Consider the following 23,671-nt stretch of genomic DNA (forward strand, 5'->3'; position numbering starts at 1 on the left):
AACGGCGTGGACGGGATCGGCGCCAGCGTGCTCGTGGTCTCTCCGAATCGTCCGAGCCGGGCCTCCGTCACCACTTTCCGTGCGCTGGTCTGGTCGGGTTTCCGCCGATACGCGACCTATCGTCAGGCCACCGTCGCCGGAATGTTCACCAACATAGTCTTCGGCTTTCTCCGCTGCTACGTCCTGTTGGCGGTGGCCGGGGGCGCCGCCGGGGGAATGGCCGCCGGATACGATCCGACACAGCTCGCCACGTACGTCTGGGTGGGCCAGGGGTTACTGAACGTGGTCGGAATCTGGGGCTGGACCGACCTGTCGGACCGGATCCGGACCGGTGACATCGCGGCCGACCTGTTACGTCCGGTGCCTCCGGTGACCGCGTACCTGGCCGCCGATCTGGGTCGTGCGACGCACGGCATGCTGGCCCGGTTCATCCCGCCGGTGATCGTCGGCCTGATCTTCTTTCCGCTGGCCGTCCCGGCTCGCTGGCAGACCGTGCCGCTTTTCGCGCTTTCCGTAATCCTCGCGGTGATCGGCAGTTTCGCCTGCCGGTTCCTGGTCAACGCCACCGCGTACTGGCTGCAGGACGCGCGCGGCCCGATCATGCTGTGGACACTCGGCTCCGGCGTGCTGACCGGCCTGTACTTCCCGTTGCGCCTGTTCCCGGACTGGGCCGTCGCCGTGCTGTGGCTGGGCACACCGTTGCCCGGCCTGCTGCAGACGCCGCTGGACGTGGCGGCCGAGCGGGACTCGCCGGCGCTGCAGGCGGGCCTGGTCGCGCTGCAGGCCGTCTGGGCCGTGATCATGCTCGCACTGGCCCGGCTGGTGCAGCACCGCGCCGAGCGGAAGCTGGTGCTGCAGGGTGGGTGACTTGCGGGCCTATGCGGCGCTGCTGGGCGGCCAGTTCCGGTCGGTGACCAGCTACCGGGCGTCCTTCGTGGTCGAACTGTTCAGCAGCGCGGGCGCCACCGCGCTCGACGTGGTCACCGTGGTCGTGCTGTTCGGCGCGGCCGTCGAAGTGGGCGGGTTCACGCTGGCCGAGGCGCTGATGATGACCGGGATCGCGGCGTCCGGGTTCGTGCTCGGCGACCTCGCCGTCGGCAGCGTCGAGCGGATCAAGCTCTACGTGCGTACCGGAATGCTCGATGCGGTTCTGGTGCGGCCCCTGGGCGTACTGCCGCAATTAGTCTTGATGGATTTTCCGCTGCGTAAGGCGTTGCGCCTGGTCTTCGGCACGAGCGTGATCGGGGTCGCGATCGCGCTCAACGACGTCGACTGGACGCCGGCGCGGGTGCTGCTCATGGTCGTCGCGCCGATCGCGGCCGGGGTGTACTTCGGGGCGATTTTCGTGATCAGCGCGACACTTTCGTTCTGGTGGGTCGAGTCCGGCGAGATCGGCAACGGTTTCACCTACGGCGGGCGCGACTTCACCTCGTACCCGATCACGGTCTATTCCGGCTGGTTCCGCGGCCTTTTCGCGTACGGGCTGGGGTTCGGTTTCGTGGCTTATCAGCCGGGGCTGGCGCTGCTCGGCCGTCCGGATCCGCTGGGCCTGCCGGGCTGGGCGGGCTATTCGTCGCCGCTGGTGGCGCTGCTCGCCGCGGGGATCGCCGCGGTCGTGTGGCGCGTCGGCGTCCGTCACTATCGGAGCACCGGTTCATGATCCAGATGAAAGAACTGCGCAAAGATTTCTCGGTACGCGTCAAGGCCGGACGACTGCGTCGGGTCAAGCGCACGGTGTCCGCCGTGGACGGGGTGTCGCTCGACATCGGAACCGGCGAGATGGTCGGCTACATCGGGCCGAACGGCGCCGGCAAGTCGACCACGCTGAAGATGCTGACCGGGGTGCTCAGCCCGTCCGGTGGCGAGGTGTCGGTGTGCGGGCTGGCGCCGGTGCCGCAGCGGACCAGGCTGGCGTTGTCCATCGGGGTGGTGTTCGGGCAGCGCTCGCAGCTCTGGTGGGACCTGCCGCTGGCCGAGTCGTTCCGGCTGCTCCGGCACATCTACCGGGTGCCCGCCGCCGATCACGCGGCCCGGTTACGGCGCTGCCGCGAGCTGCTCGACCTGGACGCCTTCCTGGACACCCCGGTGCGGCAGCTGTCGCTGGGCCAGCGGATGCGCGGCGAGCTGACCGCGGCGCTGCTGCACGGCCCGCGGGTGCTGTTCCTGGACGAGCCGACGATCGGCCTGGACGTGGTCAGCAAGCAGGCGGTCCGGTCGTTCCTGGGCGAGCTGGGCCGGTCCGGCGACGTCACCCTGGTGCTGACCACGCACGACCTGGCCGACATCGAGCGGCTCTGCCGGCGGCTCGTGGTGATCGACCACGGCCGGGTGGTGCACGACGGGACGATCGAGCAACTGCATTCCCGGTACGGGTCGCGGCGCCGCCTGATCGCCGATCTGGACGCGCCGCTGCCGGACGGCTTCGAGGTGCCGGGCGCGACCGTCGCCGCGGTCGAGGCGGATCGGCACCGGGTCACCTTCGTGCTCGACGACGTCCCGGCCGGCGCGGTGGTCGCGAGCCTGGTGAACGCCGCACCGATCCGCGACCTGTCGCTGGTCGAGCCGGACATCGAAGACGTGGTGGCGCGTCTGTACACCGCGTCGGTCAGCGGTGCTCCATGACCAGGACCGCCCAGGAGTCCTCCAGCGCCTCGTAGTGGTGCGGCACGTCGCCGGGGAAGGTCACGTAGTCGCCGGGGCCCAGCTCGACGATCTCGCCGGCCGGGCCGGTCAGGATGCGGCCCGCGCCGACCACCACGTGCTCGACGCTGCCCGGGATGTGCGCGGCGGCGGCGCGTGACTTGCCCGGTTCCAGCTCCATGACGTAGATGTCGCGGCGCACGTGCGGCGACCCCGCGGCCAGCAGCTTCGCCACGAAGTCGGCCTGATCCGACTGCAGCCGCTGGCCCTCGCCGGCGCGCACCACCCGGACCTGGGCGGGCGGCTCCTCGATCAGCCGGCTGAACGGCACCTCGAGCGCCACCGCCAGCGCCCATAACGTCTCCACGCTCGGATTGCCGCTGCCGGTCTCCAGTTGCGACAGCGTCGACTTGGCCACGCCGGCGCGCCGGGCCAGCTCGGCGATCGAGACGCCGACGCGTTCCCGCTCGCGGCGCAGGGCCGCGGCGATGGTCGCGAGCGGGGGTGCCGGCTGTTGCATGTTCGCTCCGTCGGTCTTAGCGTTCGATTTGACGAACGATGGCGGTCTCGTTCAGTATTTCAATCCATGCGTACGATACAGCGAACGCCGCCGGGATTGGTGCGCGACGCGGTGGCCATCGCGGCCGCCATGATCGCCATCGGTGCGTCGTTCGGGGCGATCGCCGTCGCGTACGGGATGCCTGCCTGGGTGCCGTTCCTGATGTCGACGGCGGTGTTCGCCGGGGGCGCGCAGTTCCTCGCCGTCGGCCTGCTCGCGGCCGGCAACCCGGTCGCCGCCGTGCTGGCCGGCCTGCTGCTCAACGCGCGGCACCTGCCGTTCGGGCTGGCCGTCGCGGGCACGGTCGGGCCCCGCTGGCGCGACCGGATCGTCGGCAGCCACCTGATGACCGACGAGGTCGTCGCGTTCACGCTGGCCGAGGACGACCCGGCGCGCCGCCGGCGGACGTACTGGCTGATCGGCGTCACGCTGTTCACCTCGTGGAACCTGGGCACCGCGCTGGGTGTGCTGCTGGGCGGCGCGACCGGCGACCCGGACACGCTCGGGCTGGACGCGGCGTTCCCGGCCGGCCTGATCGCCCTGATCATGCCGTCGCTGCGGGACGGCCGGACCCGGGCGGTCGCGCTGACCGGCGCGGCCGTCGCGGTGCTGCTGACCCCGGTGCTGCCGGCCGGCCTGCCGGTGATGAGCGCACTGCTCGGCCTGGTCGTGCTGTTCCGTCCCGGCAAGCGGCGGGAGGGACCGTTCCGCCCCGGCGGCCGGCCGGAGGGACGATGATGGTGGTCGCCGCGATCCTCACGCTCGCCGTCGGCACCTACACGATGCGGCTCGGCGGGGTGGTCCTGCGCGACCGCCTGGAGCTCTCCGCGAGTCTGCAGCGGCTGCTCCCGATGGCCGCGGCCGCCTTGCTGGCGGCCCTGGCCGCCACCGCGACGCTGATGGCCGGCACCGGACTGGCGGGCGTCGCCCGCCCGGCGGGCGTGCTCGTCGGCGGCCTGCTCGCCTGGCGGCGTGCCCCGTTCGTGGTGGTCGTGGTGGCCGCCGCGGCGACGGCGGCGCTGCTGCGCCTGGCGGGGGTGCCCTGAGACGCCTGGCCGGCGTTCGAACCCCACGCCGGCCAGGCCCCCGGGCCGTCAGAGGACCTTGTCGCCGAGATTCACCTGAGGCTTCGGCACCCGCATGCGGCGGAACGTCAGCGAGCGCATCACGCCGTAGAGCTGCAGCGAACCCATCCGCTGATCCGTCTTCGGGAATTTCTCCTTCACGCTGCGCTTCACCTTGCGCGCGATGAAGACGGCGTCACCGACCACGCCGAGCGCCAGCACCAGCCAGAGGATGTTGCTGATCAGCTGGATCTCGGAGATCTTCACGGTGCTGCCGATCAGCACGATCAGCGCGCCGCCGAAGAACCACGTGCCGACCGTGCGGCGGCTGTCCACCAGGTTGCGGACCAGGCGCCGCTCCGGGCCGCGGTCGCGGGCCAGCAGGAAGCGCTCGTCGCCGGCCCGCATGCCGGCGGTGGCCTCGGCGCGCTCCTGGCGCTGCCGCTCGCGCATCTGCTTGGTCTGCTCTTTGCGGTCCGCCGGGGCCGCCGCGGAAGGTGGCCGGCGGCCACTGCTCACCCGTTTCGGGGTGGCCTGACCGAGCTCCTTCTTGCTGGGTGTGTAGCTCTTCGGGCGCGACGCGGCGTCGTCCGGCACCTCCTCCGGTTCCTCGGAGGTGACGACGTCTGCTTGTCTGCGGCGAAAGAGCGAGGGCACGCTAGGAGAGTAGCCAAGCGGCGCGGTGTGTTTCACACCGCGCCGCTGATAGTGATGAAAGCGGAAGAAAAACTAGAGGCGCTCGACGTGCGCGCCCAGCGCCGCCAGCTTGCCGTCGAAGTCCTCGTAACCGCGGTTGATCAGGTTGACGCCGTAGACCCGCGAGGTGCCCTCGGCCGCCAGCGCCGCGATCAGGTGCGCGAATCCGGCCCGCAGGTCGGGGATCACCAGGTCGGCCGCGTGCAGCTTGGAGGGGCCGGCGATCACCGCGGAGTGCTTGAAGTTGCGGCGGCCGAACCGGCACGGCGTGCCGCCCAGGCAGTCGCGGTAGACCTGGATGGTGGCGCCCATCTGGTTCAGCGCGTCGGTGTAGCCCAGGCGCTGCTCGTACACCGTCTCGTGCATGATCGACAGGCCGCGGGCCTGGGTCAGCGCGACGACCAGCGGCTGCTGCCAGTCGGTCATGAAGCCGGGGTGCACGTCGGTCTCCAGCGCGACCGGCTGCAGGTCGCCGCCCGGGTGCCAGAACTTGATGCCGCCCTCGATGCCGGTCACGCCCGGCCGGGACACCCGGTCGTCGGTGATCTCGCATTCGCCGCCGATCGAGCGGAACACGTTCAGGAAGGTCATCATGTCGGCCTGCCGCGCGCCGAGGACCTCGATCTCGCCCTTGGTGGCCAGCGCCGCGGCCGCCCAGGACGCCGCCTCGATCCGGTCCGGGATCGGCTTGTGCTGGTAGCCGTGCAGCTTCGGCACGCCCTGGATCTCGATGACCCGGTCGGTGTGCACCGTGATGATCGCGCCCATCTTCTGCAGCACGCAGATCAGGTCGACGATCTCCGGCTCGATGGCCGCGTTGCGCAGCTCGGTCACGCCCTCGGCGCGGACCGCGGTGAGCAGCACCTGCTCGGTGGCACCGACGCTGGGGTAGGGGAGCTCAAGCTTGGCGCCGTGCAGCCCGTTCGGCGCGCTCAGGTGCATACCCTCGGGCGCCTTGTCGACGATGGCGCCGAACTCCCGCAGCGCCTGGATGTGGAAGTCGATCGGGCGCGGGCCGATGTGGCAGCCGCCGAGGTCCGGGATGAACGCGCGGCCCAGCCGGTGCAGCAGCGGGCCGCAGAACAGGATCGGGATCCGGCTCGACCCGGCGTGCACGTTGATCTCGTCGGTGCTGGCGCTCTCCACGTTCGTGGGGTCCATCACCAGTTCGCCGTCGTCCGCGCCGTCGGACACCTTGACGCCATGAAGCTCGAGCAGGCCGCGGACGACCTCGACGTCGCGAATGCGCGGTACGTCGTACAGGGTGCTCGGAGACTCGCCCAGAAGGGCGGCGACCATCGCCTTGGAGACGAGGTTCTTGGCGCCACGGACCCGGATCTGACCCTGCAGCGGCGTACCGCCGTGCACGACCAGGACATCGTCGGTCAACGTAAACCTCCAGCCGGTGGGCGTACTCGCCCAAGATCTTTCGGAACCCGTTCTGCAACCGGGGAAGCATAGCGTTGCGTGACAACCGCGCGAGCGATCACACCGAACATCCCGGACTTAAATGCTGATGATTAAGACAACGGTAAGGAATACCCCTGCAGTGCGAATCTCGCCGCCTACCCTGCGTTACGGCAGGAGAAGCATCTGGTCGAGCGCGGAGCGGGCGTAGGAAGCGGTTTCGGCGTCCACTGTGATCTGGTTCGGCACCCGGCCGGCGACCAGTTCCTCGAGCGCCCACACCAGATGCGGCAGGTCGATCCGGTTCATCGTGGAGCAGTAGCAGACCGTCCGGTCGAGGAAGCTGATCTGCTTGTCCGGGTGGGCGAGCGCGAGACGGCGTACGAGATTGAGCTCGGTGCCGACCGCCCACGCCGAGCCCGCCGGCGCCTCGTCCAGTTTGCGGATGATGTATTCGGTCGATCCGACGTAATCGGCCGCGGTGACCACCTCGTGCTTGCACTCGGGGTGGACCAGCACGTTCACGCCGGGCACCCGCTCGCGCACCTCGTTCACGCTGTCGATCGTGAAACGGCCGTGCACCGAGCAGTGGCCCCGCCAGAGAATCATCCGGGCGTCGCGCAGCTGCTGGTCGGTGAGCCCGCCGTTCGGCTTGTGCGGGTCGTAGAGCACGCAGTCGTCCAGGTCGAAGCCCATCTCGAGCACCGCGGTGTTGCGGCCCAGGTGCTGGTCGGGCAGGAAGAACACCTTCGAACCCTGCTCGAACGACCACTCCAGCGCGCGTTTCGCGTTCGACGACGTGCACACCACGCCCTTCTGGCGGCCGACGAAGCCCTTGATGTCGGCCGACGAGTTCATGTACGTCACCGGGACGACGTCGCCGGCGATGCCCAGGTCCTCGAAGTGCTCCCAGGCGGTCTGCACCTGGCCGAGCACCGCCATGTCGGCCATCGAACAGCCGGCCGCGAGGTCGGGCAGCACGACCTTCTGCCCCGGGGTGGTGAGGATGTCCGCGCTCTCGGCCATGAAGTGCACGCCGCAGAAGACGATGAACTCGGCGTCCGGCCGCGCGGCCGCCTGCTGGGCCAGCCTGAACGAGTCGCCGGTGACGTCGGCGAACTGGATGACCTCGTCGCGCTGGTAGTGGTGGCCCAGCACGAAGACCCGGTCACCCAGCGCCTTCTTGGCCGCGGCGGCGCGCGCCACCAGGTCGGGGTCGCTCGGCGCGGGCAGGTCGCCCGGGCAGTCGACGCCACGCTCCGAGTCGGGGTCGCTACCCCGCCCGAGCAGCAGCAGAGCGGTGGCCGAGTCGGCGGGTTCGATCCAGGTCGAGGTCACGTTCGTCATATTCGCACAGCGCGCGAAGGCGATCGATTACGCGGACAGTGGCCTGCCACACTCTGTTCGTGCGCGTACTGATCTGTCCGGACAAGTTCGCCGGAACGCTTTCCGCCCCCGAGGTCGCCGAGGCGGTCGTCGCCGGGTGGTCGGGAACCGGCGACGACCTGATCCGCCGGCCGCTGTCCGACGGCGGTCCCGGCTTCGTCGAGGTCCTGGCCGAGGCGCTCGACGGTCGCCGGATCCCGGTGCCGACCGTCGATCCGCTGGGCCGCCCGGTCACCGGCGAGGTGCTGCTGGCGGGGCACACGGCGTACGTGGAAAGCGCCCAGGCCTGCGGTCTGCACCTGCTGAAACCGGACGAACGGGACCCCAACGTCACCACCTCGTACGGGCTGGGGCTGCTGGTGACCGCGGCGGTCGAGGCGGGCGCGGCCGAAGTGGTGATCGGGCTCGGTGGGTCGGCGGTCAACGACGGCGGCGCCGGCATGCTCGCCGCCCTCGGCGCGGCTCCGGTGGACGCCGCCGGCTACGCGTTGCCGTACGGCGGCTCCTACCTGAACTCGGCCGTCGCGCTGTCCGGCGCACCCCGGCTGCGGGAGGTCAGCCTGGTCGCCGCCACCGACGTGGACAACCCACTGACCGGCCTGTACGGGGCGAGCAAGGTCTACGGCCCGCAGAAGGGCGCCGGCGAGGAGGACGTCTTCCGGCTGGACGCCGCGCTGGAGGTCTTCGCCGGCGTGCTGGAGACGGCGTTCGGGGTGAGCGACCTGCAGCGGCAGCCGGGCGGCGGCGCGGCCGGCGGGATCGGCGCCGCGCTGATCGCCCTCGGCGGCCGGGTGGTCTCCGGGATCGGCCTGGTCACCACCCAGATCGGCCTGGAGAAGGAGCTGGACGCGGCGGATCTGGTGATCACCGGGGAGGGTTCCTTCGACCAGCAGTCGCTGCGCGGCAAGGTGGTGGCCGGGATCGCCGGCAGCGCCCGGGACCGGGGACTGCCCTGCATCGTGCTGTGCGGGCGCAACGAGACCGGCTACCGTGAGGCGGCCAGCGCCGGGGTCACCGAGACGTACTCGCTGACGGACCACTTCGGGTCCACCGAGGCGGCGCTGGAGCGCCCGGCCGAGGGACTACGTGATCTTGCTGGGCGAATCGCCCGGCTGTGGAGCCGGTGAACTAAGCCACCGAGATTGGGAATCTTGGGAAATAGGGTTAGCGTTTGCTTGTACGGCAGAAGACCGTTCGCACCTGGCAGGGAGATACGCAGTGACCACTGAAACGCACACCGAAACGAGCACGGCGTCCGGCGTTGTTCTGACCGACGTCGCAGCGGTGAAGGTCAAGGCGCTGATCGAACAAGAGGGGCGCGACGACCTGCGCCTGCGTATCGCCGTTCAGCCCGGCGGCTGCTCCGGCCTGCGCTACCAGCTCTTCTTCGACGAGCGCTCGCTCGACGGCGACGTCGTCAACGACTTCGGCGGCGTCGGCGTGGTCGTGGACCGCATGTCCGCGCCGTACCTGACCGGTGCGACGATCGACTTCGCGGACCGCATCGACGCCCAGGGCTTCACGATCGACAACCCCAACGCGCAGTCCTCCTGCGCCTGTGGCGACTCGTTCCACTGATCGTCACCTGACCGCATCCAGGCCGTCCCCTTTCGGGGGCGGCCTGTTGTCATTGGCGTGCCGTTAGGCTGGGCGCGCAATGCCACGTTCCCCAAACATCGAGGGCCGAAATGAAGATCGCCGTCACCGGCTCGATCGCGACCGATCACCTGATGCACTTCCCGGGCCGGTTCGCCGACCAGTTCATCGCTGACCAGCTGCACAAGGTGTCGCTGTCCTTCCTCGTCGACGACCTGGTCGTCCGGCGTGGGGGCGTCGCGCCGAACATCGCGTACGGCATGGGCAAGCTGGGTCTGCGCCCGATCCTGGTGGGCGCGGTCGGCGCCGACTTCGCCGACTACCGGTCGTGGCTCGAGCGGCACGGCGTGGACTGCGACTCGGTGCACATCAGCGAGGTCGCGCACACCGCGCGCTTCGTCTGCACCACCGATGACGATCTCAACCAGATCGCCTCGTTCTACGCGGGCGCCATGTCCGAGGCCCGCAACATCGAGCTGGCCCCGGTCGACGCCCGCGCCGGCGGCCTCGACCTGGTGCTGATCAGCGCGAACGACCCGGCCGCCATGATCCGGCACTCGGAGGAATCCCGGGCCCGCGGATACAAGTTCGCCGCCGACCCGTCGCAGCAGCTCGCCCGGATGGACGGCAGCGACGTGCTGACCCTGATCAGCGGCGCGGAGTACCTGCTCACCAACGAGTACGAGCGGTCGCTGCTGGAGACCAAGGCCGGGCTCACCGGCGAGCAGGTGCTCGAGCAGGTCAAGGTGCGGGTGACCACGCTCGGCAAGGACGGCGTGGAGATCACCGGCCGCGACATCGAGCGCATCCACGTGCCGGTCGTGCCGAACGTCATCCCGGCCGACCCGACCGGTGTCGGCGACGGCTTCCGGGCGGGTTTCTTCACCGCCATCTCGTGGGGCGTCGGCCTTCAGCGGGCGGCGCAGGTCGGCTCGCTGGTCGCCGCGCTGGTCCTGGAGACGGTCGGCCCCCAGGAGTACGAGGTGCGCACCGAGGACCTCGTCAAGCGCTTCGCCGCGGCGTACGGGGATGACGCCGCCGCCGAGATCACACCGTTCCTGCCCGCCTGAGATGGTCCTGGCTGTCTTCGCCGGTCTGCCCGGTGTCGGCAAGAGCACGCTCGCCGCGCGGGTGGCCGCCGAGCTGCCCGCGGCAGTGCTCGCCGTCGACACGGTCGACTTCACGCTGCGGCGCTACGAGGTGACCGAGCCGCGTCCCGGATTGGCCGCGTACGGCGTGGTGGCGGCCCTCGCCGAGGTGCAACTCACGATCGGGCACCACGTGATCATCGACGCGGTGAACCCGGGACGGCCGGCCCGGCAGCTCTGGGTCGACCTCGCCGAGCGCCTGAAGGTGCCGATGCGGGTCGTCGAGGTGGTCGTCGGCGACGACGCGGAACACCGGCGGCGGGTCGAGGCCCGGTTCGCGGCCCGCGACCACGACGGGGTCCCGGACTGGGTGCGGGTGCTGGAACGGCAGGCCGAGTACGAGCCGTACCTCGGCCCGCGCCTGGTCGTGGACACGTTTTTGGCCGAGGACCCGGTCGGCCCGATCGTCGCCTACCTCAGCTGACCCGCCGCACCTCGAACGCGGCGGGCTCGGGGGAGCCCAGATACTCCTGACCTTTCATCCGGCACCAGGCCGGGATGTCGTTGCGCGCGGCCGGATCGTCGGCGAGGACCCGGATGACCTCGCCGACCGCGACCTTCCCGATGTTCTGCGCGAGGCGGATCACCGGGAGCGGGCACTTCTGCCCGAGGCAGTCCAGCGTCACATCCCCGCCTCCGCCCGGATCTCGGCGACCAGCCCGGGCAGGACCGCGAGGAAGCGGTCCACCTCCTCGGCCGTCGTGTCCCGGTGCAGCGACACCCGGACGTTGCCGTGGCTCAGCACGCCCATCGCCTCCAGCACGTGGCTGGGCCGCAGCGTGGACGCGGTGCACGACGAGCCCGACGACACCGCGAAACCGCGCCGGTCCAGCGCGTGCAGCAGCGCCTCGCCGTCCACGTACAGGCAGGAGAAGGTGACCAGGTGGGGGAGCCGCCGGTCGGGGTCGCCGACCACCTCGACGTCCGGCACGGTCGCGGCGACCCGCTCGCGGATCCTCGCCACCAGCGCCGTCTGCCGGGCCGCGACCGAGCTCGCCTCGCCCAGCACCGCCCGCAGGCTGGCCGCCGCGGCCACCACGGCCGGGAGGTCGACAGCGCCGGGCGCGCCGGGGCGATAAAGATCATCCTGTGGAAAAGGTGAGATCCAGCGCACACCCTTGCGTACGACGAGCACGCCCACTCCGGGCGGGCCGCCCCACTTGTGCGCGCTGGCGCTGAGCAAGGACCAGCCCGCCGGCACCTCCGCGTGGCCGATCGACTGGGCTGCGTCCACGAACAGGGGCACCCCGGCCTCGGCGCAGTAGCCGGCCGCGGCCGCGACCGGCTGCAGTGTGCCCACCTCGTGACTGGCGCTGATCAGGCTGGCCAGCGCGGTGCCGGGCGCGGACACGGCCCGGTCCCATGCGTCCAGGTCGATGCGGCCGAGCCGGTCCACCGGCACCTCGACCGCCTTGCCGGTGCGGGCCGCGTGCAGCACCGCCGAATGCTCGATCGCGGAATGCACCAGCGTGTCGCCCTGCCGCGCGCGTCCGGCGCGGCCGCCGAGCACCGCGGCCTGGGCGGCGGCCGTGCCCGAGGGCCAGAGGGAGATCTCGTCCGGGCGTACCGCGAGGGCCTCGGCGAAAGCGGCCCGGGCCGCCTCGGCGAGCTGTTGCGCCCGCCGGCCCGCGGCATAGAGGCGGACCGGATCCGCCCATCCGTCGGCCAGCGCGGCGAGCAACGCCTCCCGCGCCACCGGATGAAGCGGCGCGGCCGTAGCCGCGTCCAGGTACGCCGCGCGAACCGCCCTGTCATCCACCTTGGGAACGGTATCGTCCGGTTGTCGGGGCATGTGCCGTGCGGGTGGAGATCCGACCCCCGCAACAGAATGGGACGGCCTGGTCGAGTAATGTGCGACCGTCAGTGACGCCTTGCCGCCCACGTTCCTTTTCAGGCGGGGACAGTCGTTTCGGGTGGGCGGCGCTGCTAGGGAGGCAGGAGCAGGTGGGCGCAAGAAAAGCGGCCGCACGGCCGAGAGTCGCAGTCCGCATCGCCGGGCTCGGTATCGGTGCGGTGACGTTACTGATGGTGCTCTCGGGCTGCTCGATCGAGAGCTTCGGGAGCAAGTTCGGCAACTTCGGCTGGCCCAGCAACGGCATCAGCCTGCAGGCCCACAAGATGTACGACCTCTGGATCGCCGCGGTGGTCGCCGCGCTCGTCGTCGGCATCTTCGTGTGGGGCCTGATCTTCTGGTGCATCATCCGCTACCGCAAGCGTGGCGACGCGCTGCCGGTGCAGACGCGCTTCAACATGCCGATGGAGGTCCTCTACACGGTCACCCCGGTGCTCGTGGTCGTGGTCCTCTTCTACTACACGGCGATCGTGCAGACCGACGTGGACAAACTCTCGAAGAACCCGGATCAGGTCGTCCAGATCACCGCGTTCAAGTGGAACTGGGAGTTCGACTACCGCGACGGCCAGGGCGCGCAGGCCAACACGGTCGCGTCCACCGTCGGCTCGTCCGAGGTCATCCCGCTGCTCGTCCTGCCGACCAACGAGACGATCCGGTTCGAGGAGACCAGCAAGGACGTCATCCACTCGTTCTGGGTGCCCGAGCTGCTCTTCAAGCGCGACGTCTTCCCCGGTAACGTGCGCAACGTGTTCGAGGTGACGCTCGACAAGGAAGGCAGATACGTCGGTAGATGTGCCGAACTCTGTGGCACCTACCATGCCTTCATGCAGTTCGAGCTGGTGGCGGTCTCGCCACAGAAGTTCGATCAATACCTGCAGGCGAAGATCGCCGGGCAGACCACGCAGCAGGCCATGGCGACGATCGGTTTCACCGGCAACCAGGCGTACGCGGTGACCACCGAGCCGTTCGACACCCGGCGCCAGAAGAACAGCTGGAACCAGCACGACGCGGTTCAGGGAAGCGATTCGCCGAACACCGTTCCGGCTTCGGGGAACTAGGGGACAGCCGTGAGGACCGAGTACAAAATCTTCGCCGGTGTCGCCGGCTTCCTGTTCGCCGCCGCGGCGGTCTACGGGGCGTGGACACACGGCGCTGATGGCGAGATCGAGTGGATCGGCTTCGTCGCGCTGATCCTCTCCGGACTCCTGTGCACGATGTGCGGCGGCTTCTTCTGGTTCGTCGCCCGCCGTATCGATCTGCGGCCGGAGGACCGGGAGGACGGCGAGATCGCCGAGGGCGCCGGCGAGGTCGGCTTCTTCAGCCCGGGCAGCTACTGGCCGTTCGGGGTGGCGCTGTCCGCCACCATCGCGGGCATGGGTCTGGCGTTCTGGCAGTGGTGGCTGATCGCGGTCGGCATGCTCTGCGTCATCTTCTCCGCGTCGTCCATGATCTTCGAGTACTACAGCGGCACGCGGCACACCGCCGAGCATTAGAGGTTATGAAAAAGCCCGCTCCCTCGATGAGGGAGCGGGCTTTTCGTGTTTCAGGCGGCGCGGCGTTGCTGCGGGGCTATGCGGCGCGGGGCATGCGGCGGGAACCACATGTGGACGACGATCGGGGCGACGACCTCGGCCGCGCCGCAGCGGGTGCAGACCAGCTCAGGGCAGTCGTCGTGGTCGTCGTCGCAAGGCGGCACCTCGAACATCATGTCGCCGTCGCAAATGACACAGCGCAGTTCGCGTTCCGGCACGGGTGGCTCCTCTCTTCGCCGGAAGGTGGGAATTACCCGAATGTCATTCAGACGCTGCCACGGAATTCCGGCATAGCGGAGCATTAACAACGGCGTGTCCGCTGTGAGTTGGTGCCGATTTGTTACCCGGCGGTTTACCCGGCCGCTTTCGCCTTTTGCGCCACATCCACCCAGCGGGCAAGCTGAGCGGTTGCCGCGCCGGAGTCGATAGTTTCCTGGGCCCGGGCTATTCCGTCCCGCAGCGTGGCTCTCAGGTCGCCGGGGAAGCCGCTCTGTGCCGCGAAGGCGGCCGCCGCGTTCACCGTGACCGCGTCGCGCACCGGCCCGAGCTCGCCGGCGAAGGTCCGCGAGGCGACGTCGGCGTTGAACGCCACGTCGCCGCCGCGCAGCGCGTCCGGCGCCGAGCGCGGCAGGCCCAGCTCGGTCGCGTCGATCAGGTGCTCGGTCACCTCGCCGCGGCTGGCCACCCACACCCGGGTGGGCGCCGCCGTGGTGAACTCGTCCAGCCCGTCCGCGCCGCGCATCACGATCGTCGAGTCGCCGCGGCCGGCGAACACCGCGGCCATCACCGGCGCCATCCGTAAGTCGAAGCACCCCACCGCGGCCGAGGTCGGCCGGGCCGGGTTGGTCAGCGGGCCGAGCATGTTGAAGAACGTCGGCACGCCCAGCTCGCGCCGGGTGACCGAGGCGTGCCGCATGCCGGGGTGGTAGCGCGCCGCGAAGCAGAAGCCGATGCCGGCGTCGGCGACCGTGCGGCCGACCCCCTCCGGTCCGAGGTCCAGCGGGATGCCGAAGAACTCCAGCAGGTCGGCCGTGCCGGTGGTGGACGACGCGGACCGGTTGCCGTGCTTGACCACGGTCACCCCGGCCGCGGCCGTGACGATCGCGGCCATCGTCGAGATGTTCACCGTGTTGGCCCGGTCGCCGCCGGTGCCGACCACGTCGACCGCTGTGGTCCGGGTCTCCTCCGGCAGCGTGATCAAGGTCGCGTTCGCGAGCATCGCCTCGACGAGACCCGCTAACTCGCCGGGCGTCTCGCCCTTGGCGCGCAGCGCGACCGCGAACCCGGCGATCTGGGCGGGCGACGCGTTGCCCGTCATGATCTCGCCCATCGCCCAGGCGGTATCGCGGGAGCCCAGCTCCTCGCCCCGCAGCAGGGCACTCGTCAGGTTCGGCCAGGTGGGTGAACCCATGGCGGGCCTCCGTCGGGGATCACGGCGAACGGGGATGTGTTAGCGGCGCGGACCCATCGTGCCCAGGGGGACGACGCCGTCGCGGTGGTCGCGGAGCATGCCGGCGATGGTCTGGCCGGTGGTGACCGGGTCGAGCGGGGCGACCAGCGTCTGGTCGACCTGCGCGAACGCGGCGAGCCAGCGGTCCGCGGCGCGGGCGATGACCACGCAGATCGGCGGCGGGAAGTCGTACTCGTCCTTGGTCTGCCGGGCGATGCCGATGCCGCCCGCGGGGGCCGCCTCGCCGTCCAGCACCATCAGGTCGATCACGTACTTGTCCAGGAGATCGCGGCAGTCCTCCCAGGTGGCGGCGTCGACGAACTCGACCGTGAGGTCGGCGGCCGGACGCGTGCCGATGGCCAGGCGGATCCGGTCGCGAACCGCGCTGTCGTCGCTGTAGAGGAGGACCGTGTAGGTCTCCGGCGTGTCGCTCATTGAATGTGCCCCGGTTCACGTCGTGGTTGCTGGCTGGATCGTACCGAACGTCGTTACTCGCTGTCCGGCAGTGGTGCGTTGGCCGGGGCCGGTGTGACGTTGGTCGCCCGCAACCGGGCGGCCTCCTGTGCCTCGGCCCGGTCCAGGGCCCGGTCGATGCGCCGGGCCTCCCGCTCGGACTGCTTGATCCACTGCAGCACCAGGATGCCGAGCATGGTGACGCTGACGATCTCGCCGCCGGCCCACAGGATGCCGCCCGCGGTGACCTGGTCGTCGAACGGGTTCACCCAGCTCAGATGCAGGTTCGGGTAGTAGTCGCCGCCGAGCAGCGTCTTGCTCTGCATGATGGTCAGCCCGAGCACCGTGTGGAACGGCACGGACAGCACCATCAGCAGCGCGCGGGCGGGGTAGGGCCAGCGGTTGGGCAGCGGGTCCAGGCCGAGCAGCGGCCAGAAGAACAGGCAACCGACGACGATGAAGTGCACGTGGGTCAGCTCGTGGACCCAGGCGTGCTCCAGGGTCAGCCGGTACAGCCCGGTGAAGTACAGGATGAACGGCGTCGCCACGAAGAAACCGAACGCGACCAGCGGAAACGTCAGGACGCGTACCGGCGCGCTGTGCAGCGCGGCGAGCAGGCTCTTGCGCGAGGTGCCGTGCAGCGTGCGCAGCGCGAGGGTGACCGGGGCGCCCAGCGCCAGGAAGATCGGGCCCACCATCGAGAGCACCATGTGCTGGACCATGTGCACGCTCAGCAGCGTGTCGTCGTACGCCTCGATGCCGGTGACGGTGACCGCCGCGATCGAGCCGAGTCCACCGGCGACGAAGGCCACCGTGCGCCCGACCGGCCACCGATCGCCGCGCAGCCGCAGCCGGTAGACGCCATATCCGTACAAAGCGACCGCCAGCAGCATGATCAACGCCACCAGGCTGGTCAGGTGGAGCTGCGTGAAGATCGCCCCGGGCGTGAACGGCGGCAGGTCATTATCCCCGGCGGCTACCAGGAGCGAGGGTGTTTGAACTGGCTGCACCACTTGAGGCTAGGCCCAAGCGGTATCCGCATGTCGTATCGGGCCGACACACAGCGGATTCCCACCCCCGCGGCACACACGCCTGATCGCGGGGCAATAATGAGCCCGTGACAGCGGCCTCAGCCATCGACAGAAGCAGGATCCACTCGCTGACTCGACCAAACATGGTCAGCGTCGGCACGATCGTGTGGCTCTCCAGCGAACTCATGTTCTTCGCGGCGTTGTTCGCCATGTACTTCTCGATCCGCGCGGCGGCGCCCGGCCTGTGGGCCGAACACACCAAAGAGCTGAACGTCCCGTACGCGACGGTCTTCACGGTCATCCTGGTGCTTTCCTCGGTGACCTGTCAGCTCGGTGTGTTCGCGGCGGAGAAGGGCGATGTGTTCGCGCTTCGACGATGGTTCACGATCACCTTCGTGATGGGCTTGATCTTCGTGCTCGGGCAGGCCAACGAGTACCGCAACCTGGTCGGCGAGGGCGTCCGGCTCAACGGCGACGGTTACGGCTCGATGTTCTACCTGACCACCGGCTTCCACGGGCTGCACGTCACCGGTGGTCTGATCGCCTTCATCGTCTACATGATCCGCACGACCATGGGCCGGTTCACGCCGGCGCAGGCGACGTCGGCGATCGTCGTGTCGTACTACTGGCACTTCGTGGACGTTGTGTGGATCGCGCTGTACGCGATGATCTACTGGCTCAAGTAGCCGTCGAACGTCCATGAGCTTCAGGTCAACATCCAGAGGGATACAGCCCATGACTTCAAGCACCCCCGGCCGGCGCTGGGTGTTAGCTCGGCGGCGTAAAGCCCCGAGCCGGGCGCGCCGGCGACTCGGTGCGGCGGTGCGCATGCTCGCCGCCCTCGCGCTCGCCGGCGGCGTCTACACGGCCTTCGCACCCGGAGCCTTCGCAGACGACACCCCCGTGCCGCTGTCCGCCTCCGCGCAGGAGGGCAAGCAGCTGTTCGACAACAGCTGTATCTCCTGCCACGGCGAGAACGCGCAGGGTGTCGTGGGCCGCGGTCCGAGCCTCATCGGCGTCGGCTCCGCCTCGGTCGTCTTCCAGGTCAGCACCGGCCGCATGCCGGCGACCCGCCAGGAGGCCCAGGCCGAGGAGAAGAAGCCGCAGTTCGACGACACGCAGACCAAGCAGATCGCGCAGTACATCCAGGAGCTCGGCGGTGGCCCGCAGCTGCCCGCCGACGGCAACTTCAGCGACGACCCGACCACCAACCCGGAAGCGCTGTCCCGCGGTGGTGAGCTGTTCCGGCAGAACTGCACGTCGTGTCACGGCAACGGCGGTGCCGGCGGTGCGCTCTCGTCCGGCAAGTTCGCGCCGGCGCTGCACGACGCCACGCCCCAGACGATCTACTCGGCGATGCTGACCGGCCCGCAGAACATGCCGGTCTTCGGTGACAACCAGCTCACCCCCGACGAGAAGCGGGACATCGTCACGTACGTCACGACCCAGCTCCAGCAGGACAAGGATCCGGGCGGCATCTTCAACCTGGGCCGGTACGGGCCGGTGACCGAGGGCCTGGCGATCTTCGCCGTCGGCATCGTGGTCCTGGTCTTCACGGCGCTGTGGATTGCGGGGAAGTCATGACGACAACGCACGACGGGGGCAACGGCGGTTCGCAGCCGCCGGTCGACCTGAGCGACCCGCGCCTGTCCCGCTTCGACATCGTCAAGGAGGGCCTGCGGCGCGACGACATCGAGATCGTCACGTACGAGTCGCAGTTCCCGGGCGTGAACTCCAAGGCGGAGAAGCGGGTGGTGCGCAACATCGCCATCCTGCTGATCATCTCCGGGCTGGCCGGCCTGGCGTTCGTGGTCTTCTACATCGTGTGGCCGTGGGAGTTCAAGCTCGGCGACACGAAGAGCGACTACTTCACGCCGATCCTCGGTGTGTCGCTGGCGATCGCCCTGTTCGGTCTCGGCCTCGCGATCCTCGCGTGGGCCAAGAAGCTGCTGCCGCACGAGGTGCTCATCCAGCACCGGCACGACGGCGGCGCCACCCCGGACGAGCAGCTGCTCACCGGCCAGACGATGGTGTACGTGGCGGAGGAGCTGGGCGTCCAGCGCCGGCCGCTGCTCAAGGGCGCCATCGCGATCGGCCTCGCCCCGCTCGGCATCGCCGCGGCGGCACCGCTGATCGGCGGTCTGATCAAGAACCCGCACAAGCCGGAGAACGGGCAGAACCCGCCGCTGTTCCGCACCGGGTTCGACCCGGTGGCGAACAACGGGCAGCTGGTCCGGCTGACCCGCGACGACGGGACGCCGGTGCGGCCCGAGGACGTCAGCACCGGTGGTCAGATGACGGTGTTCCCGGGCATCCCGGGCGGCGCGACCAATGAGTACGCCGACTCGCCGACGCTGCTGATCCACCTGCGTCCGGAGGATGCTTTGGTGGCGCGCGAGCACGCCGACGCGGATGCGCGCAACAAGGGCTCGATGTTCGGCGACTACGTGGCGTACTCGAAGGTCTGTACGCACGCGGGTTGCCCGGCGAGCCTGTACGAGCAGCAGACGCAGCGTCTGCTCTGCCCGTGCCACCAGTCGCAGTTCATGGTCACGCGCAACGCCCAGCCGATCTTCGGCCCGGCGACCCGGCGCCTGCCCATGTTGCCGCTGGAGGTGGACTCGGAAGGCTTCTTCGTGGCAAAGTCCGACTTCAAGGACACCGTCGGACCCGACTTCTGGGAGCGGCCGTGAAGCGCCGTAAAGTCGATCTCGCACAAGCCCCCGCGGACATCGCCCGGGGCGTGGACGAGCGTTACCAGGTCGCCACCCCGCTGCGCGCGATTCTGAACAAGGTCTTCCCGGACCACTGGTCGTTCCTGCTGGGCGAGATCGCGCTGTTCTCGTTCATCGTGCTGCTGCTGACCGGTACGTTCCTGACCCTCTTCTTCGACCCGTCGATGAAGGAGGTCGTCTACAACGGTTCGTACACGTCGTTGCGTGGCGTCCCGATGTCCGCGGCGTACGAGTCGGCGATGAACCTGTCGTTCGACGTGCGCGGCGGTCTGTTCCTGCGGCAGATGCACCACTGGGCGGCGCTGCTGTTCGTGGCCGCGATCGTGGTGCACATGGCGCGGACGTTCTTCACCGGCGCGTTCCGCAAGCCGCGCGAGGCGAACTGGGCGATCGGCGTCACGCTGTTCCTGCTCGGCTTCCTCGAGGGCTTCACCGGCTACTCGCTGCCGGACGACGGCCTGTCCGGCACCGGCCTCCGCATCGCGTCCGCGATCATGCTGTCCATCCCGGTGGCCGGCACGTGGATCTCCGCGGCGGTCTTCGGCGGGGAGTACCCGGGTGACCTGATCATCGGGCGCTTCTACATCGCGCACGTGCTGCTCATCCCGGCCATCCTGCTCGCGCTGATCGCGGTGCACGTGGGCCTGGTGTTCAAGCAGAAGCACACGCAGTGGCCGGGCCCGATGCGGACCAACACCAACGTGGTCGGCGAGCGCATGTTCCCGCGGTACGTGATGAAGCAGGGCGGATTCTTCATGTCCGTCTTCGGCGTCATCGCGTTGATGGCCGGTCTCTTCCAGATCAACCCGATCTGGCTGTTCGGCCCGTACTCGGCGGCCAACGTGTCCTCGGCGAGCCAGCCCGACTGGTACGTCATGTTCATGGACGGTCTGCTCCGTGTCATGCCGAACTGGCAGATCTACCTCGGGCCGTACAGCATTCCGCCCTTGTTCTGGCCCGCGGTCGTCGGTCTCGGCGCACTCACCACGGTCCCGATGTTCTATCCGTTCATCGAGGCCAGACGCCATAAAGACAAAGCGATCCACAACCTGCTCCAGCGTCCCCGGGACAATCCGGAGCGGACCGCGATCGGTGCGATGGCGTTCGCGTTCTTCATCTGGGCCACGCTCATGGGTGGCAACGACGTGATCGCGGACAAGTTCCACATCAGCCTGAACGCGATGACCTGGTCCGGCCGTATCGGGTTGCTGGTCCTGCCGCCGCTGGCGTACTTCGTCGCGTTCCGGGTCTGCCTGGGTCTGCAGATGCACGACCGCGAGGTGCTGGCACACGGTGTGGAGACCGGCATCATCCGGCGCCTGCCGAGCGGCCAGTTCGTCGAGGTCCACCAGCCACTCGGCCCGACCGACGACCACGGTCACCCGATCCCGATCGAGTACGGCGGCTGGGTCGTTCCGAAGAAGATGAACCGGGTCGGTGCGCTCGCGCCCGCGATCAAGGGATTCTTCTTCCCGGTGGAGACGCCGCCGGAGGCTCCCGTTTCCCCCGGTATGCCGCCGGTGACGGGTCCGGACGACCGCGAGGAGATCACTTCCGGTCACTGATCGGATGTCACGCTGAGAGGGCCCGCTTCGGCGGGCCCTTTTCGCGTGTGCGAGAAGGCCCGGCCGGCGATCAGGAAGGTGCCGGCCCCGGCGGCCAGGAAGAGCCCGCCGAGCAGCAGCCATCCGGACGTGCCGTGGTTGATCGCGGTCGAGGTCACCACGGCCGGGGCCAGCGCCGAGCCGATCGCGAAACCGGTCTGGCTGACCCCCTGGTACGCGCCGGTGTTGCGCGGGTCGGCCAGCTCGAACGCGAGCTCCCAGCCACCCGCCTCGGACATGATCTCTCCGGCGCTGTGCGCGATCACCGCGAGGACCAGCACGGCGGTGGCCATGACCAGGCTCCCGTACGCCGCGGCGGCGTACAGGAGGCAGGCCAGCATCAGCAGCAGGACCGCGATCAGCACCGCGCGCCCGGCCCTGGCGATGTCCCGGACCGTGCGGGCCGCGGGCACCTGGCAGAACATCACGATGACCGTGTTGAGCACCAGCAGCAGCGCCACGATCGGCGCCGGCGCCGCGGTGTGCCGGGTCACCCACAGCGGCACCCCGACAGTCAGCAGACCGAACTGGATCGTGATGATCCCGTTGAGCGCCGCGATCGCGACGTACCGGCGGTCGCGCATCGGCGCCCGGAACGACGTCCGCGTGTGCTCGGCGGCCCGGGCGACCGGCAGCGCCCGCAACGGCACCGCCGACACCAGCACCAGCACGGCCGCGAGGCTCATCGCCGTGGTGTAGGCCGCCGCCGTCCCGACCGCGAGAGCCACCGCCACCAGCGCCGAGCCGGCACCCACGAAGGCGTTCGTCACCACGCGCAGCCGCGCCCGCACGTCGATGCGGTCGTCGCCGGTGAACTCGCGGGCCAGCAACGTCACCTGCGCGGTCCGTTGTGCACCCTGGGCCGCCGAGGCGAGACAGGCGATCAGCACGAACGCGACAGCCGTCCGGGCGAGACAGTAGGCGCCGATCGCCGCCCCCTGGCCGAGCATGGCGACCAGCAGGATGCGCCGCGCACCGTAGCGGTCGGACAGCTGCCCGGCCCCGAACGACGCGAGCATGCCCGCGACGCCGGCGGCGGTGAGCCCGGCACCCACCGTCGCCGGGCTCAATCCGATCACGGTGGTGAAGTAGAGGGCGCTGACGCCGAACATGACGCCCTTGGCGAGCGAGGAGGAGGCGGACGACCACATCAGGGCCCGTTCGACCGGGCTGCGGGGAATGCTGATCACGCGATAGTTCTGCCAGGCACGTCCGCGTCCGGCGATCGATGTAGCGTATTCCTTCATGGTCATCCGATACGAGCTGGCCGGTCCCGATCTCGGCGGTGTCCGCTTCGCGATCTCGCCGCTCAACGAGATGACCCTGTCGCTGCGCGCGTGGCGCGACCCGGGCCGGTATCCGTTGCACCTGCCGTGGATCCGAGCGGTCGAGGCGGCCCGCCCGCACCTCGACGCGGAACTGTTGATGACGCTGGTCAACGAGGAACTGTGGACGCCGGACTTCCTGAATCCCAACCCGCGCTCGCCGCTCACCCGGATCGAGGAGGAACTGGCCGCGGTCGCCACGGTCCCGGCCGAGATCGTCGACCGGGATCTGCGCGCGCTGTACGACGGGGTACTGCCGCCGCCGCTGCGCGGACCCCGGGTGGCCGAGCGGATCGTGAGCGCTCTGCAGGCGTACTGGGAAAGGTGTTTCGCCGAGCACTGGCCGAGGATGCGCGCCCTGCTGGAGGGCGACGTGACCTTCCGGGGGCGGGAGATCGCCCAGCGCGGCCTGGCCGCGATGTTCGGCGGGCTGCCCGGCCGCATCAGCCTGACCGACGACATGGTGGAGCTGCGGCTGCGGACCAACGTGCACTACTCACGGCCGACGACAGGCGGGCTGACGCTGATGCCCTCGATCTGGATCCGGAACGCGTCCGGGCCGATCTCGCCGTCCGAGCCGCCGCTGATCATCTACCTGGCCCGCGGTGGGGGAACGCTGTGGGAGGCGCAGGATCTGCCCGCGCCCCGCGCTCTGATCGCGCTGCTCGGCGATCGGCGGGCCGGGCTGCTGGTGCAGCTCGGCACGCCGGGCTCATCGACCGAGCTGGCCACCCGCCTCGGCGTCACCACCACCGCGATCAACCAGCATCTGCGCGCGCTGCGCGATGCCGGGCTGCTGGTCAGCGCCCGGCACGGCCGCTCGGTGCTCTATCGCAGGTCGGATCTGGGCGACCAGCTAGTCGGCGTCGGGTAGCCCGATCGCGAACGCGTCCTCGAGGTCGTGCTTGGAGTAGGCCCGGAAGGCGATGTGCGACTCCGTGTTGATCACGCCGGGGGTCTTGGAGATCCGGTTGGCGATGACCTCGGCGATGTCGTCGAAACGCGACACCCGGACGACCGCGATGAGATCGACGTTCCCGGCCACCGAGTAGACCTCGCTGACCCCGTCCAGGGCCGCCAGCGCCTCGGCGACCTCGGGAATCGAGTCGGTGGCGCAGTCGATGTGCACGATCGCTGTGTTCACCCGCGGGCTCCTCGGTGGTGAGGCAGGACTAGGTCGCGACCATGGTATC

Annotated in this window: 28 protein-coding genes; 16 read left to right on the top strand and 12 right to left on the bottom strand. The window is 69.6% G+C overall.

Annotated features, from left to right (window positions below; all coding sequences use genetic code 11):
• The first annotated feature begins 15 nt into the window (after positions 1–15).
• From HH310_RS17910 to HH310_RS17920, 3 genes are read left to right on the top strand one after another with little or no spacing between them, the layout of a single operon-like run.
• Positions 16–867 carry an ABC transporter permease gene (locus HH310_RS17910; RefSeq protein ID WP_396027526.1) on the top strand — a complete coding sequence of 284 codons (852 nt, stop codon included), beginning with the start codon at positions 16–18 and terminating at the stop codon, positions 865–867.
• Complete coding sequence (locus HH310_RS17915; protein ID WP_169176703.1) at positions 860–1,660, top strand: ABC transporter permease; 801 nt, start codon at positions 860–862, stop codon at positions 1,658–1,660. The genes HH310_RS17910 and HH310_RS17915 overlap by 8 nt, the downstream gene beginning before the upstream one ends.
• Positions 1,657–2,622 carry an ATP-binding cassette domain-containing protein gene (locus tag HH310_RS17920; protein WP_169176704.1) on the top strand — a complete coding sequence of 322 codons (966 nt, stop codon included), beginning with the start codon at positions 1,657–1,659 and terminating at the stop codon, positions 2,620–2,622. Before HH310_RS17915 ends, HH310_RS17920 begins: the two co-directional genes overlap by 4 nt.
• Here the strand turns inward: HH310_RS17920 and HH310_RS17925 are convergent.
• A complete protein-coding gene (locus HH310_RS17925) occupies positions 2,606–3,160 on the bottom strand; it encodes a helix-turn-helix domain-containing protein (RefSeq protein WP_169176705.1) in 555 nt (184 codons plus the stop codon). The genes HH310_RS17920 and HH310_RS17925 overlap by 17 nt on opposite strands.
• Positions 3,161–3,226: 66 nt before the next feature.
• On the opposite strand from HH310_RS17925, the gene HH310_RS17930 reads away from it, so the two are divergent.
• Entirely contained in the window at positions 3,227–3,937 is a 711-nt protein-coding gene (locus tag HH310_RS17930) for an AzlC family ABC transporter permease (protein WP_169176706.1), read from the top strand.
• Positions 3,937–4,245 carry an AzlD domain-containing protein gene (locus HH310_RS17935; protein ID WP_169176775.1) on the top strand — a complete coding sequence of 103 codons (309 nt, stop codon included), beginning with the start codon at positions 3,937–3,939 and terminating at the stop codon, positions 4,243–4,245. Before HH310_RS17930 ends, HH310_RS17935 begins: the two co-directional genes overlap by 1 nt.
• A 48-nt stretch (positions 4,246–4,293) precedes the next feature.
• On the opposite strand, the gene HH310_RS17940 is transcribed toward HH310_RS17935, so the two are convergent.
• From HH310_RS17940 to nadA, 3 genes are all read right to left on the bottom strand, one after another.
• Entirely contained in the window at positions 4,294–4,920 is a 627-nt protein-coding gene (locus HH310_RS17940; protein WP_169176707.1) for a DUF3043 domain-containing protein, read from the bottom strand.
• 72 nt (positions 4,921–4,992) lie between these two features.
• The gene (murA, locus tag HH310_RS17945; protein WP_169176708.1) at positions 4,993–6,348 is read right to left on the bottom strand and encodes a UDP-N-acetylglucosamine 1-carboxyvinyltransferase; all 1,356 of its coding nucleotides are present in this window, start codon (positions 6,346–6,348) and stop codon (positions 4,993–4,995) included.
• A 186-nt stretch (positions 6,349–6,534) separates the two neighbouring features.
• Entirely contained in the window at positions 6,535–7,704 is a 1,170-nt protein-coding gene (gene nadA, locus HH310_RS17950) for a quinolinate synthase NadA (protein ID WP_169176709.1), read from the bottom strand.
• Positions 7,705–7,772: 68 nt separating this feature from the next.
• Between nadA and HH310_RS17955 the strand changes: the two genes are divergently transcribed.
• From HH310_RS17955 to HH310_RS17970, 4 genes are all read left to right on the top strand, one after another.
• Positions 7,773–8,879: a glycerate kinase gene (locus tag HH310_RS17955; RefSeq protein ID WP_169176710.1), complete on the top strand. Its 1,107-nt coding sequence runs from the start codon at positions 7,773–7,775 to the stop codon at positions 8,877–8,879.
• 91 nt (positions 8,880–8,970) lie between these two features.
• A complete protein-coding gene (gene erpA / locus HH310_RS17960; protein ID WP_169176711.1) occupies positions 8,971–9,330 on the top strand; it encodes an iron-sulfur cluster insertion protein ErpA in 360 nt (119 codons plus the stop codon).
• A gap of 110 nt (positions 9,331–9,440) precedes the next feature.
• Positions 9,441–10,418, top strand: a complete 978-nt coding sequence (locus HH310_RS17965; RefSeq protein WP_169176712.1) for a carbohydrate kinase family protein — start codon at positions 9,441–9,443, stop codon at positions 10,416–10,418.
• A 1-nt stretch (position 10,419) separates the two neighbouring features.
• Positions 10,420–10,920, top strand: a complete 501-nt coding sequence (locus HH310_RS17970) for an ATP-binding protein (RefSeq protein ID WP_169176713.1) — start codon at positions 10,420–10,422, stop codon at positions 10,918–10,920.
• Here HH310_RS17970 and HH310_RS17975 read toward each other — a convergent pair.
• Both HH310_RS17975 and HH310_RS17980 read right to left on the bottom strand, forming a co-directional pair.
• Positions 10,913–11,122, bottom strand: coding sequence for a sulfurtransferase TusA family protein (locus HH310_RS17975; protein WP_169176714.1), 210 nt, complete (start codon positions 11,120–11,122; stop codon positions 10,913–10,915). The genes HH310_RS17970 and HH310_RS17975 overlap by 8 nt on opposite strands.
• Positions 11,119–12,255, bottom strand: coding sequence for an aminotransferase class V-fold PLP-dependent enzyme (locus HH310_RS17980; RefSeq protein WP_312034171.1), 1,137 nt, complete (start codon positions 12,253–12,255; stop codon positions 11,119–11,121). The genes HH310_RS17975 and HH310_RS17980 overlap by 4 nt, the downstream gene beginning before the upstream one ends.
• Before the next feature lie 266 nt (positions 12,256–12,521).
• Here HH310_RS17980 and coxB point away from each other — a divergent pair, with 266 nt between their 5' ends.
• Positions 12,522–13,406: a cytochrome c oxidase subunit II gene (coxB, locus tag HH310_RS17985; RefSeq protein WP_169176776.1), complete on the top strand. Its 885-nt coding sequence runs from the start codon at positions 12,522–12,524 to the stop codon at positions 13,404–13,406.
• A gap of 9 nt (positions 13,407–13,415) precedes the next feature.
• Complete coding sequence (locus HH310_RS17990; protein WP_169176716.1) at positions 13,416–13,841, top strand: cytochrome c oxidase subunit 4; 426 nt, start codon at positions 13,416–13,418, stop codon at positions 13,839–13,841.
• Positions 13,842–13,891: 50 nt separating this feature from the next.
• Here HH310_RS17990 and HH310_RS17995 read toward each other — a convergent pair whose 3' ends face one another.
• The 4 genes from HH310_RS17995 to HH310_RS18010 all read right to left on the bottom strand — a co-directional run bounded on the left by HH310_RS17995 (position 13,892) and on the right by HH310_RS18010 (position 16,793).
• Entirely contained in the window at positions 13,892–14,098 is a 207-nt protein-coding gene (locus HH310_RS17995) for a hypothetical protein (RefSeq protein WP_169176717.1), read from the bottom strand.
• A 134-nt stretch (positions 14,099–14,232) separates the two neighbouring features.
• On the bottom strand, positions 14,233–15,291 hold the full coding sequence (trpD, locus tag HH310_RS18000; protein WP_169176718.1) for an anthranilate phosphoribosyltransferase: 1,059 nt from the start codon (positions 15,289–15,291) through the stop codon (positions 14,233–14,235).
• 39 nt (positions 15,292–15,330) lie between these two features.
• Positions 15,331–15,765: a hypothetical protein gene (locus HH310_RS18005; RefSeq protein ID WP_169176719.1), complete on the bottom strand. Its 435-nt coding sequence runs from the start codon at positions 15,763–15,765 to the stop codon at positions 15,331–15,333.
• 53 nt (positions 15,766–15,818) lie between these two features.
• Entirely contained in the window at positions 15,819–16,793 is a 975-nt protein-coding gene (locus HH310_RS18010; RefSeq protein WP_169176720.1) for a cytochrome c oxidase assembly protein, read from the bottom strand.
• A 107-nt stretch (positions 16,794–16,900) separates the two neighbouring features.
• On the opposite strand from HH310_RS18010, the gene HH310_RS18015 reads away from it, so the two are divergent.
• From HH310_RS18015 to HH310_RS18030, 4 genes are read left to right on the top strand one after another with little or no spacing between them, the layout of a single operon-like run.
• Positions 16,901–17,500 (top strand): heme-copper oxidase subunit III, encoded by a 600-nt coding sequence (locus HH310_RS18015; protein ID WP_169176721.1) that lies wholly within the window; start codon positions 16,901–16,903, stop codon positions 17,498–17,500.
• A 49-nt stretch (positions 17,501–17,549) separates the two neighbouring features.
• Positions 17,550–18,398, top strand: a complete 849-nt coding sequence (locus HH310_RS18020; protein ID WP_169176722.1) for a c-type cytochrome — start codon at positions 17,550–17,552, stop codon at positions 18,396–18,398.
• Entirely contained in the window at positions 18,395–19,507 is a 1,113-nt protein-coding gene (locus HH310_RS18025; RefSeq protein WP_169176723.1) for a ubiquinol-cytochrome c reductase iron-sulfur subunit, read from the top strand. Before HH310_RS18020 ends, HH310_RS18025 begins: the two co-directional genes overlap by 4 nt.
• Complete coding sequence (locus tag HH310_RS18030; protein ID WP_169176724.1) at positions 19,504–21,114, top strand: ubiquinol-cytochrome c reductase cytochrome b subunit; 1,611 nt, start codon at positions 19,504–19,506, stop codon at positions 21,112–21,114. Before HH310_RS18025 ends, HH310_RS18030 begins: the two co-directional genes overlap by 4 nt.
• Here HH310_RS18030 and HH310_RS18035 read toward each other — a convergent pair.
• Entirely contained in the window at positions 21,108–22,400 is a 1,293-nt protein-coding gene (locus HH310_RS18035; RefSeq protein ID WP_169176725.1) for an MFS transporter, read from the bottom strand. The two genes, HH310_RS18030 and HH310_RS18035, sit on opposite strands and share 7 nt — an antisense overlap.
• Here HH310_RS18035 and HH310_RS18040 point away from each other — a divergent pair.
• The gene (locus HH310_RS18040) at positions 22,399–23,352 is read left to right on the top strand and encodes an HTH domain-containing protein (RefSeq protein ID WP_169176726.1); all 954 of its coding nucleotides are present in this window, start codon (positions 22,399–22,401) and stop codon (positions 23,350–23,352) included. The two genes, HH310_RS18035 and HH310_RS18040, sit on opposite strands and share 2 nt — an antisense overlap.
• Here the strand turns inward: HH310_RS18040 and HH310_RS18045 are convergent.
• Entirely contained in the window at positions 23,335–23,622 is a 288-nt protein-coding gene (locus tag HH310_RS18045) for an Lrp/AsnC family transcriptional regulator (protein ID WP_169176727.1), read from the bottom strand. The genes HH310_RS18040 and HH310_RS18045 overlap by 18 nt on opposite strands.
• Between the last annotated feature and the right edge of the window lie 49 nt (positions 23,623–23,671).

The sequence above is a fragment of the Actinoplanes sp. TBRC 11911 genome (assembly GCF_012933445.1).
In the GTDB taxonomy this organism is placed as follows: Bacteria; Actinomycetota; Actinomycetes; order Mycobacteriales; family Micromonosporaceae; genus Actinoplanes.

Coding starts and splice junctions, on each gene's coding strand:
- HH310_RS17920 (WP_169176704.1), top strand. CDS start 1,657: ATGATCCAGATGAAAGAACTGCGCAAAGATTTCTCGGTACGCGTCAAG.
- HH310_RS17935 (WP_169176775.1), top strand. CDS start 3,937: ATGGTGGTCGCCGCGATCCTCACGCTCGCCGTCGGCACCTACACGATG.
- HH310_RS17925 (WP_169176705.1), bottom strand. CDS start 3,160: ATGCAACAGCCGGCACCCCCGCTCGCGACCATCGCCGCGGCCCTGCGC.
- trpD (WP_169176718.1), bottom strand. CDS start 15,291: ATGGGTTCACCCACCTGGCCGAACCTGACGAGTGCCCTGCTGCGGGGC.
- coxB (WP_169176776.1), top strand. CDS start 12,522: ATGGTGCTCTCGGGCTGCTCGATCGAGAGCTTCGGGAGCAAGTTCGGC.
- HH310_RS17970 (WP_169176713.1), top strand. CDS start 10,420: ATGGTCCTGGCTGTCTTCGCCGGTCTGCCCGGTGTCGGCAAGAGCACG.
- HH310_RS18035 (WP_169176725.1), bottom strand. CDS start 22,400: ATGAAGGAATACGCTACATCGATCGCCGGACGCGGACGTGCCTGGCAG.
- HH310_RS18040 (WP_169176726.1), top strand. CDS start 22,399: ATGGTCATCCGATACGAGCTGGCCGGTCCCGATCTCGGCGGTGTCCGC.
- HH310_RS17965 (WP_169176712.1), top strand. CDS start 9,441: ATGAAGATCGCCGTCACCGGCTCGATCGCGACCGATCACCTGATGCAC.
- HH310_RS17930 (WP_169176706.1), top strand. CDS start 3,227: ATGCGTACGATACAGCGAACGCCGCCGGGATTGGTGCGCGACGCGGTG.
- HH310_RS18005 (WP_169176719.1), bottom strand. CDS start 15,765: ATGAGCGACACGCCGGAGACCTACACGGTCCTCCTCTACAGCGACGAC.
- HH310_RS18025 (WP_169176723.1), top strand. CDS start 18,395: ATGACGACAACGCACGACGGGGGCAACGGCGGTTCGCAGCCGCCGGTC.
- HH310_RS18020 (WP_169176722.1), top strand. CDS start 17,550: ATGACTTCAAGCACCCCCGGCCGGCGCTGGGTGTTAGCTCGGCGGCGT.